Genomic DNA, 13,528 nt, shown 5'->3' with positions numbered 1-13,528 from the left:
CTTTCTTCCCCTCGCACAGACGCCGGTGAGGGGATTCCATTCCCGAAGCAGCACTCGCCTCGTCTGAGACCTATTGGTAAATGGTAACGAGTAGGTTACTATGACGGCCATAGAGGTGGTCGAGTATGTCCGGGAAGACGCGTCCTGCCCCTATCAGGAGTGGTTCGACTCCCTGCATTTCCAGGCGGCGGCCAAGGTTGCCACCGCCAAGGTGCGCATGGCGGTGGGCAACACCTCCAATGTCAAATGGTTCGATGGCATCGGCGAATACCGCATCGACTGGGGCCCGGGCTACCGGATCTACCTGGCGAGGGATGGCGAGGCGCTCATCGTGCTGTTCGGTGGTGGCAGCAAGGCCGGTCAGGCGGCGGATATCCGCAAGGCGAAGACGCTGCATGCCGAGTACAAGCAACGCAAGAAGGCCCGGTTCGGGCCGCAGATGAGAGGGTGATTCCAATGGTACTGACCAGGGATTTCAAGCAGACCGTCGTCGCGCGGGTGCAGCGCGAACCGGCATTCGCCACCGCGCTGCTCGACGAGGCCGCTTCGCTGTTCCTCAACGGCGAACCGGACGCCGCGCGCCTGATCCTCCGCGATCTGGTCAACGCCACCCTGGGCTTCGAGCGCCTGGCGCTGGAGACGGAACGGCCGAGCAAAAGCCTGCACCGCATGCTGTCGGCCTCGGGCAACCCGGGCATGGACAACCTGGCGGCGATCTTCGATGCCCTGCGCCGTACCCTGGGGGTGGAAATCCAGGTGCGGGCGGTGCATGTCGCCTGACGCCGCCCCACGAAAAAAGGCCCCTCACGGGGCCTTTTTTCATGCTCGGGCATTACCTGTTCAGTGGCTCGCCACCCGCAGGCTGTTCTGCCGCGCGCTGTCGTAGGCGGCTTTTTCCAGTGGCTTGGCGTCAGGCTTTCCCAGGTCTTCCATCGGCAGGCGGTGGGTTTCCGGGGCCAGGTAGGCGGCGAAGGCGCACAGGCAGGTGATGAGGAAGGCCAGGCTGCCGATCACCATCGGGACGTTGTCCGAGCCGGGCGGGGCGACGGCGGCGAACAGCGCCGGCAGCATGGCGGTGAGCATGGTGCCGATGTTCTGCGCGATGGCCATGGCCGAGACGCGGTAGCGGGTCTGGAACAGCTCCGGGTAGAAGGACGGGAACACCGCGTTGTAGCCCTGGTACACCAGGCCCCACATCAGCAGCGACATGAGGAAGGCCAGCGGCACGTTCTGGATGTTGATGGCGTACAGGTAGCCGAAGGCGAGCAGGCCCGAGCCCAGGGCGCCAAAGATCAGCGTCGGGCGGCGGCCAATGCGGTCGGAGAGATTGCCGACGAAGGGAATGGCCAGCACCGCGACTATGTTGCCCACCACCGGGATCCACAGGTACACGCTCTTGTCGAAGCCGATGCCGTAGGCCGGCTGCACCGCGTAGGCCGCGCCGAAGATGGTGGCCACCACCGGGATCACGTTCATCAGCGACATGACCATCACCAGCAGCATCTGCTTCCAGCTGTTGCGGAAGGCTTCGGCGATCGGCGACTTGGCCACCTGCTGCTTGGCTTCCTCGCTGACGAAGGCCGGGGTCTCGTGGACTTCGCGGCGGATGATCAGGCCGGCGATCAGCACCACGGCGCTGAGCAGGAAGGGAATCCGCCAGCCCCAGGCGTTGAAGGCGTCGTTGGGCATGAAGTAGGCCAGCGGCAGGAATACCGCGGCGGCCATCACCTGGCCGGCCTGCACGCCCTGCAGGGTGTAGCTGGCGAAGTAGCCGCGGCGGCCGAAGGGCGCGTGTTCGAGGATCATCGAACTGGCCCCGGAGATTTCCCCAGCCACGGCGAAGCCCTGCACCAGGCGCAGCACCACCAGCAGCGCCGGGGCGAGGAAGCCGACGTCGTGGTAGGTCGGCAGCAGGCCCACGGCCATGGTCGACAGGCCCATCATGAACATGCACAGCAGCAGCACGTTCTTGCGCCCGCGGGTATCACCCCAGTGGCCGAGGAAGAAGGCGCCGATCGGGCGGGCCAGGTAGCCCACGCCGTAGGTCGCCAGCGACGCGACTATGGCCATCTTCGGGTCGGAGGAGGGGAAGAACAGCTGCGGGAAGATCAGCGCAGCGGCCTGGGCGTAGATGAAGAAGTCGTAGTACTCGAGAGCCGAGCCGATCCAGCCACTGGCGGTGGCTTTCTTGGCTTGGGAGCTGGAGGAAGTCGCCATCGTTGTCTCCGGTTCTTGTTGTTGTCGGTGCCTGTCCGGGCGCCGCGCCCTTCAGGGGCGTGTGCGCTGATCGAACAGGGGCACTGAGGTCGTCGCTAAGGCCCCTGGCCGGGGCCCGTGTCGGAAATGCGCCGGGCGGCGCGGCTCAGGGCTGGGGGCGAGCCGGCGTTCGTGTTGGGCTGGAGACGGCGGCGGTGAGGAGGCGTGCAGTCAACATGGGCAGGGACTCTTGTTGAAATTGTTATAGGGCAAGGCGTCTCGCGGGCCAGGGGAGGCATGGCCCTGGTGTGTCGCGGTGAATCCATGGTCGGCCACTGGACGAAAAACCGTCAATTCGCTGATCGGCCTTTTGTTCGCTGATCGAACACAAAACTAACTGGTTCGTACAATTTGCCTTGCCGCTGGAAAATACCCTGCGAATAATCCAATGACCAGCCGTGCGTCCTACGGCTGGCGATATTTCCGAAGGTCGCCGACAGCCGGCGGCCAGGCCATGGCTCGCAGAAGCCAGCAGCACAGGAGCCCCAGCATGCAGCGCTCGATCGCCACCGTCTCCCTGAGCGGTACCCTGCCCGAGAAACTCGAAGCCATCGCCGCCGCCGGCTTCGACGGCGTGGAGATCTTCGAAAACGACCTCCTGTACTACGACGGCAGCCCGCGCGATGTGCGCCAGATGTGCGCCGACCTGAATCTGGCGATCACCCTGTTCCAGCCCTTCCGCGATTTCGAGGGCTGCCGCCGCGAGCGCCTGGCGCGCAACCTGGAGCGCGCTGAGCGCAAGTTCGACCTGATGCAGGAGCTGGGCACCGACCTGGTGCTGGTGTGCAGCAACACCGTCGCCGATTCCCTGGGCGAGCGCGACATCCTCGTCGACGACCTGCGCGAGCTGGCCGAGCGCGCCGGCAAGCGCGGCCTGCGCATCGGCTACGAGGCCCTGGCCTGGGGCCGCCACGTCAACACCTGGCAGCAGGTCTGGGACCTGGTGAAAGCCGCCGACCACCCGGCCCTGGGCGTGCTGCTGGACAGCTTCCACACCCTGTCGATCAAGGGCGACCCCAGCGGCATCGCCGACATCCCCGGCGAGAAAATCTTCTTCGTGCAGATGGCCGACGCGCCCGTGCTGGCCATGGACGTGCTGGAGTGGAGCCGGCATTTCCGCTGCTTCCCCGGCCAGGGCGAGTTCGACCTGGCGGGCTTCCTCGCGCCCATCCTGCGCAGCGGCTACCAGGGCCCGCTGTCGCTGGAAATCTTCAACGACGGCTTCCGCGCCGCGCCGACCCGCTCCAACGCCGCCGATGGCCTGCGCTCGCTGCTCTACCTGGAGGAGAAGACGCGCCGCCTGCTGGAGCAGGACGCCGCGCCCGCCGGCGACCCCGGCATCCTCTTCGCGCCGCCGCCGGCCAGCCGCTACGACGGCGTGGAATTCCTCGAATTCGCCGTGGACGAGGACCTGGGCGCGCGCCTGGGCAACTGGCTGGAGAAGCTCGGCTTCGCCCGCGCCGGCGAACACCGCTCCAAGGCGGTGAGCCTGCTGCGCCAGGGCGACATCAACATCGTGCTCAACGCCGAGCCGTACTCCTTCGCCCACAACTTCTTCGAGGCCCACGGCCCCTCGCTGTGCGCCACCGCCCTGCGGGTGCGCGACGGCGCCCAGGCCCTGGAGCGCGCCCAGGCCTTCCGTGGCCAGCCGTTCCGCGGCCTGGTCGGCCCCAACGAACGCGAGGTGCCCGCGGTGCGCGCCCCCGACGGCAGCCTGATCTACCTGGTGGAGCCGGGCGCGCCGGGGCAGACCATCTACGACAGCGACTTCCGCCTCGACACCCAGGCCCAGGCCAGCGGCAACCTGCAGCGCATCGACCACATGGCCATGGCCCTGCCGGCCGACAGCCTGGACAGCTGGGTGCTGTTCTACAAGGCGCTGTTCGACTTCGAGGCCGACGACGAGGTGGTCCTGCCCGACCCCTACGGCCTGGTGAAAAGCCGCGCCATCCGCAGCCGCTGCGGCAGCCTGCGCCTGCCGCTGAACATCTCGGAGAACCGCAATACCGCCATTTCCCACGCGCTGTCCAGCTACCGCGGCTCGGGCGTGCACCACATCGCCTTCGCCTGCGAGGACATCTTCGCCGAGGTCACCCGCGCCAAGCAGGCCGGGGTGCCGCTGCTGGACATCCCGCTGAACTACTACGACGACCTGGCGGCGCGCTTCGACTTCGACGACGAGTTTCTCAGCGAACTGGCCTACTTCAACGTGCTCTACGACCGCGACGCCCAGGGCGGCGAGCTGTTCCACGTCTACACCGAGCCGTTCGAGGGGCGCTTCTTCTTCGAAATCCTCCAGCGCAGGAACGGCTATGCCGGCTACGGCGCGGCCAACGTCGCCGTGCGCCTGGCGGCCATGGCCCAGGCGCGCAGCGGCGCCGCGCGCAAGCCCAAGCTGTAGTGCCCGGGGGCGGCGCGGCAAGCCCCGCGCCGCTTCCCTTGGCGGGGTGGCGAGGCCCATAATCGGCGCTCTCCGTGAGGCTGCGAGCCAACCATGCCGAATGTCGTCGAACCCCTGGACCCCGCCGAAGTGCGTGGCAAGGGCCGCAAGAACAACCCCGAGAAAACCCGCGAGGGCATCCTCCAGGCGGCCATCGCCGAGTTCGTCCAGCAGGGCCTGTCCGGCGCCCGGGTGGACGCCATCGCCGAGCGCACGCACACCTCCAAGCGCATGATCTACTACTACTTCGGCAGCAAGGAGCAGCTCTACGTCGAAGTGCTGGAGAAGCTCTACGGCGACATCCGCCACACCGAGGACAAGCTGCACCTGGCGGAACTGGAGCCGCTGGAGGCGATCCGCCGCACCGTCGAGTTCGCCTTCGACCACCACGACCGCAACGTCGACTTCGTGCGCATCGTTTCCATCGAGAACATCCACCACGGCGAGTACGTGAAGAAGTCCACGGCGATCCGCTCGATGAGCAACAACATGCTGCTGTCGCTGGCCGAAATCCTCCGCCGCGGCGCCGAGCAGGGCCTGTTCCGCGAGGGCATCGACCCGCTGGACCTGCACCTGTTCATCAGCTCGTTCTGCTTCTACCGCGTGTCCAACCGCAACACCTTCGGCGAAATCTTCCAGATCGACCTGGCCGACGAGCAGGTCAAGCAACGCCACAAGCAGATGATCTGCGAGGCGGTGCTGCGCTACATCCAGCGCTGAGCCCGGCCAGCTCCAGGCCGGCGAGGTAGCCGAAGGTCATGCCCGGCCCCAGGGTGATGCCGCCGCTGGGGTAGTGGCCGGCCATCACGCTGGCCATGTCGTTGCCCACCGCGTACAGCCCCTCGATGGCCGCGCCGCTGCCGTCCAGCACCCGCGCGCGGGCGTCGGTGCGCAGGCCGGCGAAGGTGCCGAGGCTGCCGGGCAGCAGCTTCACTGCGTAGAACGGACCTTTTTCCAGGGGCCGCAGCGATGGGTTGGGGCGCTGCCGCGCCTCGCCCTGGGCCTTGTTGTAGGCCGAGCGGCCGCGCTGGAAGTCCGGGTCCTCGCCCTGCGCCGCATATTCGTTGAAGCGCTCCACCGTCGCCTGCAGTTGCTCGGCGTCGATGCCGCAGCGCGCCGCCAGTTGCGCCAGGCTGCGGGCCTTGGCCAGATAGCCGCGGCGTTCGTAGGGCAAGTCCGGGAAGGGCGAGGGCTTCACCCAGCCGATGCCGTAGCGCCGCCGCGCCCGGGCGTCGGCGATCAGCCAGGCCTCGTGGGGCTCGCCCGGTGGCGTGGCGGCGAACAGGGCGCTCATGAAGTCGTGGTAGCAGTCGGCCTCGTTGGCGAAGCGCCGGCCGTCGCGGCGCACGCAGAGGAAGCCGGGCTTGGCCCGTTCGATCAGGTGCGGGAAGTGGCCGACGCTGCCGTCGCGGCGCGGCACCAGGGACACCGGCACCCAGGCGCCGGCGTGGGCCAGGTCGTCGCGGACCTGCGCGCCCACGGCTTCGCCCAGGCGCAGGCCGTCGCCGCTGTTCTGCGACGGCGCGGCGGAGCGGTGCTGCCAGCCGTCCGGGGCGTGGGGCATGAGTTGGGCGATACGCTCGCGGTCATGGGGGAAGCCGCCGCAAGCCAGGACCACGCCGCGACGGGCGCGGAATTCCAGGGTGTCGCTACGCGCACCGGTCACCTTGCCGCCTTCGCGGAGCAGTTCGTGGATCGGCGTTTGCGTCAGCAACTGCACCTTCAGGTCCAGCGCGCTGCGCAGCAGGCGCGCCACCAGGGCGTTGCCGTTGACCAGTTGCGTGCCGCGCCCGTAGCGCAGGCGCCCGTACCAGTGCCGGGCGATGCGCTTGAGCGCGTAGAGCGCGGCTTTCGGCGAGCGCGTGGCGTCGAGGAAGTTGGCCAGGTCGGCGCCGCCGGCGATGCCCATGCCGGCCAGGCTGACGATGTCCAGCGGCTCGCGCAGGTGGCGCAGCCAGGGGCCGAGTTCGCGGCCGTCGTAGGGCTGGGCGCACAGCGAGCGGCCGCCGGCGGCGGAGCCCTCGCCATCGCGCATGTCCGGCATGCGCGTGCCGCTGAAGAACTGCACGGCGCTGTGGCGCTGGAAGAACTCGACCATCTCCGGGCCGTGGCGGAGGAAGGCGGCCTGGCGCTCGTCCAGTTGCTCGGCATGGACCTGGGCCTTGAGGTAGCGCTCCGGCGCGTCGTCCGGCTCGACGCGGCCTTCGGCGAGGGCCAGCGGGTTGCGCGGGATCCACAGCCAGCCGCCGGACCAGGCGCTGGTGCCGCCGAGCTGCGCGGCCTTTTCCGCGACGACCACGCGCAGGCCGTGGTGCGCGGCGGTCACGGCGGCGGCCAGGCCGGCGGCGCCGGAGCCGATCACCAGGACGTCGCAGTCGAGGGTTTGCAAGGTGGGCATGGGCTTTCTCTTGTCGTTATCGGGGCGCGCGGAAGGGCTCCGCGCGCCGGGGCCATCACTGCAGCGGGGAGAAGCCGGTGGGCTTCATCAGCCGCGATTCCAGCTTTAGCACCGCGCCCAGTTCCCGGTTCAGCTTGCCGAACTCGGCCCAGCGCGGGTCGGCGGCCATGCTGGCGCGGCGCTGCATGCGCTCGTCCAGGCTCTCGTAGGCCCACAGGTGCACCACCTGGCTGCATTCGCCGAACTCGGTGGTGAAGAAGCCCACCAGCCTGCCCAGGTGCTCGGTCTGCACCTCGTAGGCGTGGCTGCGGTACAGGGCCAGCCAGTCGGCGAGTTTCAGCGGGTCGATGCTGTAGGTGCGCAGTTCGTAGTACATCGTCAGTGCTCCAGGGTTGCTTGTTGCGAGGCCGGCGCGGCGAGGCGCGCGGCTATGTGGTTGGCCGCCAGCCAGGCGAAGGTCAGGCCGGGGCCGAGGGTGATGCCGGGGCCGGGGTAGGTGCCGTCCATCAGCGAGTTCATGTCGTTGCCGGCGGCGTAGAGGCCGGGGATCGGCTGGCCGTCGCGGCCGAGCACGCGGGCCTGGCCGTCGGTGACCAGGCCGCGGGCCGAGCCGAGGTCGCCGGTGTGCAGGCGGACGGCGTAGTAGGGCGCCTTCTCCAGCGGCGCCAGGCAGGGGTTGGGGCGGTGGTCCGGGTCGCCCATGTAGCGGTTGTAGCTGTTGCCGCCCTTGGCGAAATCCGCGTCGACGCCGTTGCGCGCGTTGGCGTTGAAGCGCGCCAGCGTCTGCCGCAGGCCCTCGGCGTCAATGCCGATGGCGCGGGCCAGGGCCTCCGGCGAGTCGGCCTGGTACAGGTAGCCGGCTTGCACCAGCGCGCTGTTGTCGACCGGCTTGGGCCGCGCCAGGCCCAGGCCGTAGCGGTTCATGGCGCTGGCGTCGCAGATCAGCCAGCACTCGGTGTTGCCGCTGGCGAACATGCTCTGCACGAAGTGGTGGTAGGAGTTGGACTCGTTGACGAAACGCCGGCCGGCGCGGTTCACCGCGATCACCCCGGGCTTGGCGCGGTCGGTGACCAGGTGCGGGAAGCGCTCGCGGCTACCGTCGGCGTGGCGCAGCTCGGAGACCGGCGCCCAGAAGAAGTTCGCCGCCAGGCCCTCGCCGGCTGCCGCGCCTATGGCCTCGCCCAGGCGCAGGGCAGCGCCGTCGTTGTGTTCCGGCGACATGCTCAGGTGCTCGCCGTCGCTCGCCGGGCGGAAGCGCTCGGCCAGCTTGCCGGCGGCGAAGCCGCCCATGGCGCAGACCACGCCGCCGTGCACGCGGATGCGCTCGATGCGGCCTTCGTGCAGCACCTGGGCGCCGACCACCGCGCCGTTCTCGACCAGCAACTGCTGCGCCTCGCTGTTCAGCCACAGCTCCACGCCCTTGGCGAAGGCCGTGGTGGCCAGGCGCGCGATCAGGGCGTTGCCGGTGGTCAGGCGCGTGCCGCGGTGGTGGCTGAGGCGGTCGACGCCATAGCGCGCCAGCAGCTTCAGGCAGTGCCACAACGACTTCGGCGAGCGGCGGAAGCTGAGGAAATGCTGGATGTCCACGCGGTTCACCATCATGCCGCCGAACAGCAGCATGCCCGGCGGCGGCATGCGCAGGTCGCGGAAGCGCTCGCCGAGGTGGCGGCCGTCGTACTCGACCATCTCCAGGGCGCGGCCGAATTCGGTGCCGCCTTGTTCGTCGGGGTAGTAGTCCGGCGAGTGCGGGCGCAGGGCGTAGCGCAGCTCGGTGTTGGCCTCCAGCCAGCGCAGGGCCTGGTGGCCGTTGTGGATGAAGCTGTCCACCAACTCGGGCTTGTAGCCCGGGCCGATGGTTCGCCGCAGGTAGGTGCGCATGGCCTCTTCGGAATCCTTTGCGCCGGCGGCGCGGGCCTGGTCGGTGCCGTAGATCCACACTGCGCCGCCGGAGATGGCCGAGGTGCCGCCGAAGCTATCGGCCTTCTCCAGCATCAGCACGCGCAGGCCCTGGCAGGCGGCAGTGGCCGCGGCGGCGAAACCGGCGGCGCCGCTGCCCAGCACTAGGACGTCGCACTCGCGGCTCCAGGCCGGGGCGTTGAGGCTGGTCATGGCTGGATCTCCAGCGGCGTGACGCCCATGAAGGCGCCCAGGTTGCCCAGCTGCGCGAAGGCCATCTCGGCGCCGGTCTGGATGCGGCAGCCCGCCTCGCGGGCGCGCTCCAGCAGCGGAGTGATCTCCGGCTTGGTGACCACGTCGGCCACCAGGGTGTGCGCCTGCAGGCCGTCGAGCAGCATGCCCGGTAGCGGCAGCTCGCCGGTGCCGCCCATGCCCACCGGCGAGGCGTTGACCAGCAGGTCGAGGCCGGCCAGGTCGTCGCAGCCCACGCCGATGCGCACCTGGGGGAAGAGGGCGCCCAGGCGCTCGACCAGGGCGGCGGCGCGCACCTGGTCGAGGTCGCGCAGGCGCAGCTCGCCGATGCCGGCTTCGCACAGCGCATAGGCGATGGCGCTGCCGACGCCGCCGGAGCCGACCACCAGCGCGCGCTTGCCGGCCGGTTGCAGGCCATGGCGCCGGGCGGCGTTGAGGAATCCGGCGCCATCGACGTTGTCGCCCAGCAGGCGGCCGTCGGCCTCGCGGCGGATCACGTTGACCGAGCCCAGCGCCTCGGCGCGGGCGCTCAGGCCGTCCAGGCGCGGCGCCAGGGCCTGCTTGTAGGGCACGGTGACCACGCAGCCGCGCAGGTTGTGCCAGCCGCGCAGGGTGGCGACGAAGGCATCGAGGGCGTCGGCGCCCAGGTCGATGGCGATCATCGCCAGGTCGTGGCCGTTGTGGGCGAACCAGGTGTTGAAGTTCTCCGGCGACTTCACCTGCGCGATGGGTGTGCCGACGATGGCGACCAGTTCGGTGGAACCGCGAATCATGCTGACCTCCAGGGGTTCTTGGCGTTGTTCTGGCGGCCAGGGTGCGGCGGCGGGCTGTTGCGCTCAATGCGGTTGACGGCGCTTTAGTGCGTTATTCGCATTGATGCTGCGATAATCGCAATATTCGGCCGAATTACCCGGAGCCCGTGCCTTGGAAACCCCCAGCATCCATCCCCGCGACCTGATCGCCGGCCTGCAGAAGGGCCTGGCGCTGATGCAGCTGTTCAGCGCCGAGCGCCCGCGCCTGAGCGTGCCCGAGGCGGCGCGGCTGTCCGGCCTCACCCCCAGCGCCGCGCGGCGCTTCCTGCTGACCCTGGTGCACGAAGGCTTCGCCGAGACCGACAGCCGCCACTACTGGCTGACGCCCAAGGCGCTGCGCATCGGCCAGGCCTACGTGGATTCGGCGCAGCTGCCGCGCATGCTGCGGCCCATCGTCGAGCAGGTGGCGCGGCAGACCCAGGAGCACGTCTCGGTGGGCACCCGCGACGGCGACGAGATCGTCCACGTGGTGCGCAGCCGCTACAGCCACATCGCCTCGCTGTCGATCCGCCCCGGCTCGCGGGTGCCCATGTACTGCACCGCCAGCGGCCGCCTGTGGCTGGCGGCGCTGGGCGAGGCGGAGCTGGCGGCCTATTTCGAACGCAGTCCGCCACGGGCGCTGACGCCCTACACGCTGACGGACATGGACGCCTTGCACGCCGAGATCGCCAAGGTCGCCCGGCAGGGCTACTGCGTGGTGGACCAGGAATACGAGATCGGCATGCGCGTGATCGGCGTGCCGCTGCTGGACCGCAGCGGGCGCATGCGCGCGAGCCTGGCCATCACCACCCACGCCTCGCGCCTGGGCCTGGACGAGATGCGCCTGCGCTACCTGCCGGCGCTGTACGAGGCCCAGGCGCTGCTGCGCCCGGTGGTGGACTGAGCGGGCGCTGATCGCCCGCGGGGCCTGGCGCAGACGCGTCGACGCGGCATAATCGGCGGCTCCGTGTGCCGACGAGTTGCGTGATGACCCTCGAATTCCTCCTGGTGGCGATCCCTGCCGTGCTGCTCACCGGCGTTTCCAAGGGTGGCTTCGGCGGCGCCCTGGGCGGCATCGCCGTGCCGCTGATGGCCCTGGCCATGCCGCCGACCCAGGCCGCGGCGCTGATGCTGCCGATCCTCTGCATGGCCGATTTCACCGGCCTGCGGCGCTTCTACGGCAAGTGGGATGTGCGCAACCTGAAGATCATGCTGCCCGGTGCGCTGCTGGGCGTGGCGGCGGGCGCGCTGAGCTTCGGCCTGCTCAGCGAGCGCTTCATCGCCCTGCTGATCGGCGGCATCGCCATCGCCTTCGTGCTGCTCAACACCCTGGTGGCCCGCGCCGCGGCCCAGCCAAAGCCGGCGGCGGCGGGCAAGGGCGTGGTGCTCTCGGGCATCGCCGGCTTCACCAGCTTCGTCGCCCACGCCGGCGGCCCGCCGGTGATGATGTACCTGCTGCCGCAGCAACTGGAGAAGGTGCGCTACATCGCCACGGTGAACTGCTTCTTCCTGCTGACCAACGCCATCAAGCTGGTGCCCTACGCGCTGCTCGGCCAGTTCACCTGGAGCAACCTGGGGACCAGCCTGCTGCTGGCGCCCATCGTGGTGCTGGGTGTGTGGCTGGGGATCTGGTTGCAGGACAAGGTCAACCATGTGTGGTTCTACCGCATTGCGCGGCTGGGGTTGCTGGCGACCGGGGTGCAGTTGGTTTGGGAGAATTGGTGGGGATAGGGGGCAGGGCTTTTCGTAGGAGCGAGGGGGACGCCTAGTTCTTGCTCGCGAACAATGGCGTCAGGTTTGACTCCGGAGCTGGGGTGGAGTCCGCAACCCTCTCCCCAGCCCTCTCCCTGAAGGGAGAGGGGGCTTGTCCGTGCCGAGAATGGATTTGGTGTCAGCCGGTCACTCGGTACAAGCCGGCTAACACAGAAACACCCGCGCACTCCGAACGGTCCCCTCTCCCTTCAGGGAGAGGGTTAGGGAGAGGGCGCTCTTCAACGCAAACACCATGGACCCAAGGAGCGTAGGGCGAATAACGTTCCACGTTATCCGCCGCCTGACCCTGGTCGAACGCCCGCTGGTTGTAGAACGGGGCTCCGCTTTGGTGGCCGATGAGACGTCCAGCAGAACCTCGCAGCCGGGCAGGGGGGCCAGGTGTAGCGGCGTATAACCGCGAACGGTTATACGCCCTACGCTCAATCCAGGCTGCGGAAGTGGGCTTGCATCCGCTGCGCATCAGCCGCTCGGCCGCTGAACAGCTCGAAGGCCTTCACCGCCTGGAACACCGCCATGGTGCCGCCGTCCAGCGTGCGGCAGCCGAGGCTGCGGGCGTGGCGCAGCAGTTCGGTTTCCAGCGGGAAGTAGATGATCTCCGCCACCCACAGCTCGGCGCGCAGCAGGCCCACCGGCAGCGGCGTGCCGGGCAGCTTGGCCATGCCCACCGGGGTGGTGTTGACCAGGCCGTCGGCCACCGCCATGGCGGCCGGCAGGTCGGTGCAGAGCAGCGCCCGGCCATGGCCGAAATGCTGGTTGAGGTTGTTCACCAGGGCCTCGGCGCGGGCCGCGTCCACTTCGTAGACGCTCAGTTGCTCCACGCCTTCGCTGAGCAGCGCGTGGGCCACCGCCGCGCCCGCGCCGCCGGCGCCCAACTGCACCACGCGGTTGCGCTTCACGTCGGCCAGGCCGCGGCGGAAGCCTTCGGCGAAGCCCAGGCAATCGGTGTTGTGGCCGACGCGCCTGCCGTCCTTCAGCACCACGGTGTTCACCGCGCCGATGCCGCGCGCTTCCTCGGACAGCTCGTCCAGCAGCGGGATGATCGCCTGCTTGCACGGGAAGGTGATGTTCAGCCCGGTGAAGCCCAGGCGCTGAGCGCCGTCGAGCAGTTCGGGCAGGGCGTCGAGGTTCAGCTTCAGCTGGTCCAGGTCGATCAGCCGGTACAGGTAGCGCAGGCCCTGGGCGTCGCCTTCGTGCTCGTGCAGGGCGGGGGTGCGCGAGGCCTGGATGCCGGCGCCGATCAGGCCGGCGAGGATGGCGGTCTTCTGGCTCATGGCATCAGCCCCGCAGCAGGTGGGCGAAGTGGTCGAGGGCCAGGCGGTAGCCGTTGCTGCCGAAGCCGGCCAGCACGCCCACGGCGATGCCCGAGACGAAGGAGTGGTGACGGAACTCCTCACGCTTGTGCACGTTGGACAGGTGCACCTCGATCACTGGCAGCTCCACCGCCGCCAGGGCGTCGCGGATGGCCACCGAGGTGTGCGTCCAGGCCGCCGGGTTGATCACGATGCCGGCGCAACGGCCGCGCGCTTCGTGGATCCAGTCGATCAGCTGGCCCTCGTGGTTGGTCTGCTTGAACGCCACCTGCAGGCCCAGTTCGTCGGCGCGCGCCTGGCACAGCGCTTCGACGTCGGCCAGCGTCTCGTGGCCGTAGGTGGCCGGTTCGCGGGTGCCCAGCAGGTTCAGGTTGGGGCCGTTGAGGATCAGGATCGGGAGGGGCATGCGGGT

The 13,528-nt window shown here is 69.2% G+C and carries 13 protein-coding genes; 6 read left to right on the top strand and 7 right to left on the bottom strand.

Annotated elements, in window-relative coordinates; translation table 11 throughout:
• Positions 1-100: 100 nt before the first annotated feature.
• Positions 101-451, top strand: a complete 351-nt coding sequence (locus PcP3B5_RS17635) for a type II toxin-antitoxin system RelE/ParE family toxin (protein ID WP_058071111.1) — start codon at positions 101-103, stop codon at positions 449-451.
• Between the two features lie 5 nt (positions 452-456).
• Positions 457-780, top strand: a complete 324-nt coding sequence (locus PcP3B5_RS17630) for a helix-turn-helix domain-containing transcriptional regulator (protein WP_043271888.1) — start codon at positions 457-459, stop codon at positions 778-780.
• Between the two features lie 60 nt (positions 781-840).
• Here PcP3B5_RS17630 and PcP3B5_RS17625 read toward each other — a convergent pair whose 3' ends face one another.
• Complete coding sequence (locus PcP3B5_RS17625) at positions 841-2,217, bottom strand: MFS transporter (protein ID WP_058071110.1); 1,377 nt, start codon at positions 2,215-2,217, stop codon at positions 841-843.
• Between the two features lie 529 nt (positions 2,218-2,746).
• Between PcP3B5_RS17625 and quiC the strand changes: the two genes are divergently transcribed.
• Both quiC and PcP3B5_RS17615 read left to right on the top strand, forming a co-directional pair.
• Positions 2,747-4,657, top strand: a complete 1,911-nt coding sequence (gene quiC, locus PcP3B5_RS17620; protein ID WP_061561985.1) for a 3-dehydroshikimate dehydratase QuiC — start codon at positions 2,747-2,749, stop codon at positions 4,655-4,657.
• Positions 4,658-4,750: 93 nt separating this feature from the next.
• Positions 4,751-5,416, top strand: coding sequence for a TetR/AcrR family transcriptional regulator (locus PcP3B5_RS17615; protein WP_043271885.1), 666 nt, complete (start codon positions 4,751-4,753; stop codon positions 5,414-5,416).
• Here the strand turns inward: PcP3B5_RS17615 and PcP3B5_RS17610 are convergent.
• The 4 genes from PcP3B5_RS17610 to PcP3B5_RS17595 form a co-directional block, all read right to left on the bottom strand.
• Positions 5,358-7,085, bottom strand: coding sequence for an FAD-dependent oxidoreductase (locus tag PcP3B5_RS17610; RefSeq protein WP_145923986.1), 1,728 nt, complete (start codon positions 7,083-7,085; stop codon positions 5,358-5,360). The genes PcP3B5_RS17615 and PcP3B5_RS17610 overlap by 59 nt on opposite strands.
• A 64-nt stretch (positions 7,086-7,149) precedes the next feature.
• Positions 7,150-7,470 carry an NIPSNAP family protein gene (locus PcP3B5_RS17605; RefSeq protein ID WP_009622855.1) on the bottom strand — a complete coding sequence of 107 codons (321 nt, stop codon included), beginning with the start codon at positions 7,468-7,470 and terminating at the stop codon, positions 7,150-7,152.
• A gap of 2 nt (positions 7,471-7,472) precedes the next feature.
• Positions 7,473-9,203: an FAD-dependent oxidoreductase gene (locus tag PcP3B5_RS17600; RefSeq protein ID WP_061561983.1), complete on the bottom strand. Its 1,731-nt coding sequence runs from the start codon at positions 9,201-9,203 to the stop codon at positions 7,473-7,475.
• Positions 9,200-10,015, bottom strand: coding sequence for a shikimate dehydrogenase family protein (locus PcP3B5_RS17595; protein ID WP_009622850.1), 816 nt, complete (start codon positions 10,013-10,015; stop codon positions 9,200-9,202). The genes PcP3B5_RS17600 and PcP3B5_RS17595 overlap by 4 nt, the downstream gene beginning before the upstream one ends.
• A gap of 151 nt (positions 10,016-10,166) precedes the next feature.
• On the opposite strand from PcP3B5_RS17595, the gene PcP3B5_RS17590 reads away from it, so the two are divergent.
• Both PcP3B5_RS17590 and PcP3B5_RS17585 read left to right on the top strand, forming a co-directional pair.
• A complete protein-coding gene (locus PcP3B5_RS17590; RefSeq protein WP_043313229.1) occupies positions 10,167-10,937 on the top strand; it encodes an IclR family transcriptional regulator domain-containing protein in 771 nt (256 codons plus the stop codon).
• Between the two features lie 83 nt (positions 10,938-11,020).
• Entirely contained in the window at positions 11,021-11,764 is a 744-nt protein-coding gene (locus PcP3B5_RS17585; RefSeq protein WP_043313231.1) for a sulfite exporter TauE/SafE family protein, read from the top strand.
• Positions 11,765-12,225: 461 nt separating this feature from the next.
• On the opposite strand, the gene PcP3B5_RS17580 is transcribed toward PcP3B5_RS17585, so the two are convergent.
• Positions 12,226-13,077, bottom strand: coding sequence for a shikimate dehydrogenase (locus PcP3B5_RS17580; protein ID WP_061561982.1), 852 nt, complete (start codon positions 13,075-13,077; stop codon positions 12,226-12,228).
• 4 nt (positions 13,078-13,081) lie between these two features.
• Positions 13,082-13,522, bottom strand: a complete 441-nt coding sequence (aroQ, locus tag PcP3B5_RS17575) for a type II 3-dehydroquinate dehydratase (RefSeq protein WP_009622845.1) — start codon at positions 13,520-13,522, stop codon at positions 13,082-13,084.
• Positions 13,523-13,528: the final 6 nt, after the last annotated feature.

The organism is Pseudomonas citronellolis, from assembly GCF_001586155.1.
In the GTDB taxonomy this organism is placed as follows: Bacteria; Pseudomonadota; Gammaproteobacteria; order Pseudomonadales; family Pseudomonadaceae; genus Pseudomonas; species Pseudomonas citronellolis.
Note: the sequence above shows the minus strand (reverse complement) of the source record. Positions and strands in the feature narration are given on the sequence as shown.

Coding starts and splice junctions, on each gene's coding strand:
- PcP3B5_RS17625 (WP_058071110.1), bottom strand. CDS start 2,217: ATGGCGACTTCCTCCAGCTCCCAAGCCAAGAAAGCCACCGCCAGTGGC.
- PcP3B5_RS17630 (WP_043271888.1), top strand. CDS start 457: ATGGTACTGACCAGGGATTTCAAGCAGACCGTCGTCGCGCGGGTGCAG.
- PcP3B5_RS17580 (WP_061561982.1), bottom strand. CDS start 13,077: ATGAGCCAGAAGACCGCCATCCTCGCCGGCCTGATCGGCGCCGGCATC.
- PcP3B5_RS17600 (WP_061561983.1), bottom strand. CDS start 9,203: ATGACCAGCCTCAACGCCCCGGCCTGGAGCCGCGAGTGCGACGTCCTA.
- PcP3B5_RS17605 (WP_009622855.1), bottom strand. CDS start 7,470: ATGTACTACGAACTGCGCACCTACAGCATCGACCCGCTGAAACTCGCC.
- PcP3B5_RS17595 (WP_009622850.1), bottom strand. CDS start 10,015: ATGATTCGCGGTTCCACCGAACTGGTCGCCATCGTCGGCACACCCATC.
- PcP3B5_RS17615 (WP_043271885.1), top strand. CDS start 4,751: ATGCCGAATGTCGTCGAACCCCTGGACCCCGCCGAAGTGCGTGGCAAG.
- PcP3B5_RS17635 (WP_058071111.1), top strand. CDS start 101: ATGACGGCCATAGAGGTGGTCGAGTATGTCCGGGAAGACGCGTCCTGC.
- PcP3B5_RS17585 (WP_043313231.1), top strand. CDS start 11,021: ATGACCCTCGAATTCCTCCTGGTGGCGATCCCTGCCGTGCTGCTCACC.
- quiC (WP_061561985.1), top strand. CDS start 2,747: ATGCAGCGCTCGATCGCCACCGTCTCCCTGAGCGGTACCCTGCCCGAG.
- aroQ (WP_009622845.1), bottom strand. CDS start 13,522: ATGCCCCTCCCGATCCTGATCCTCAACGGCCCCAACCTGAACCTGCTG.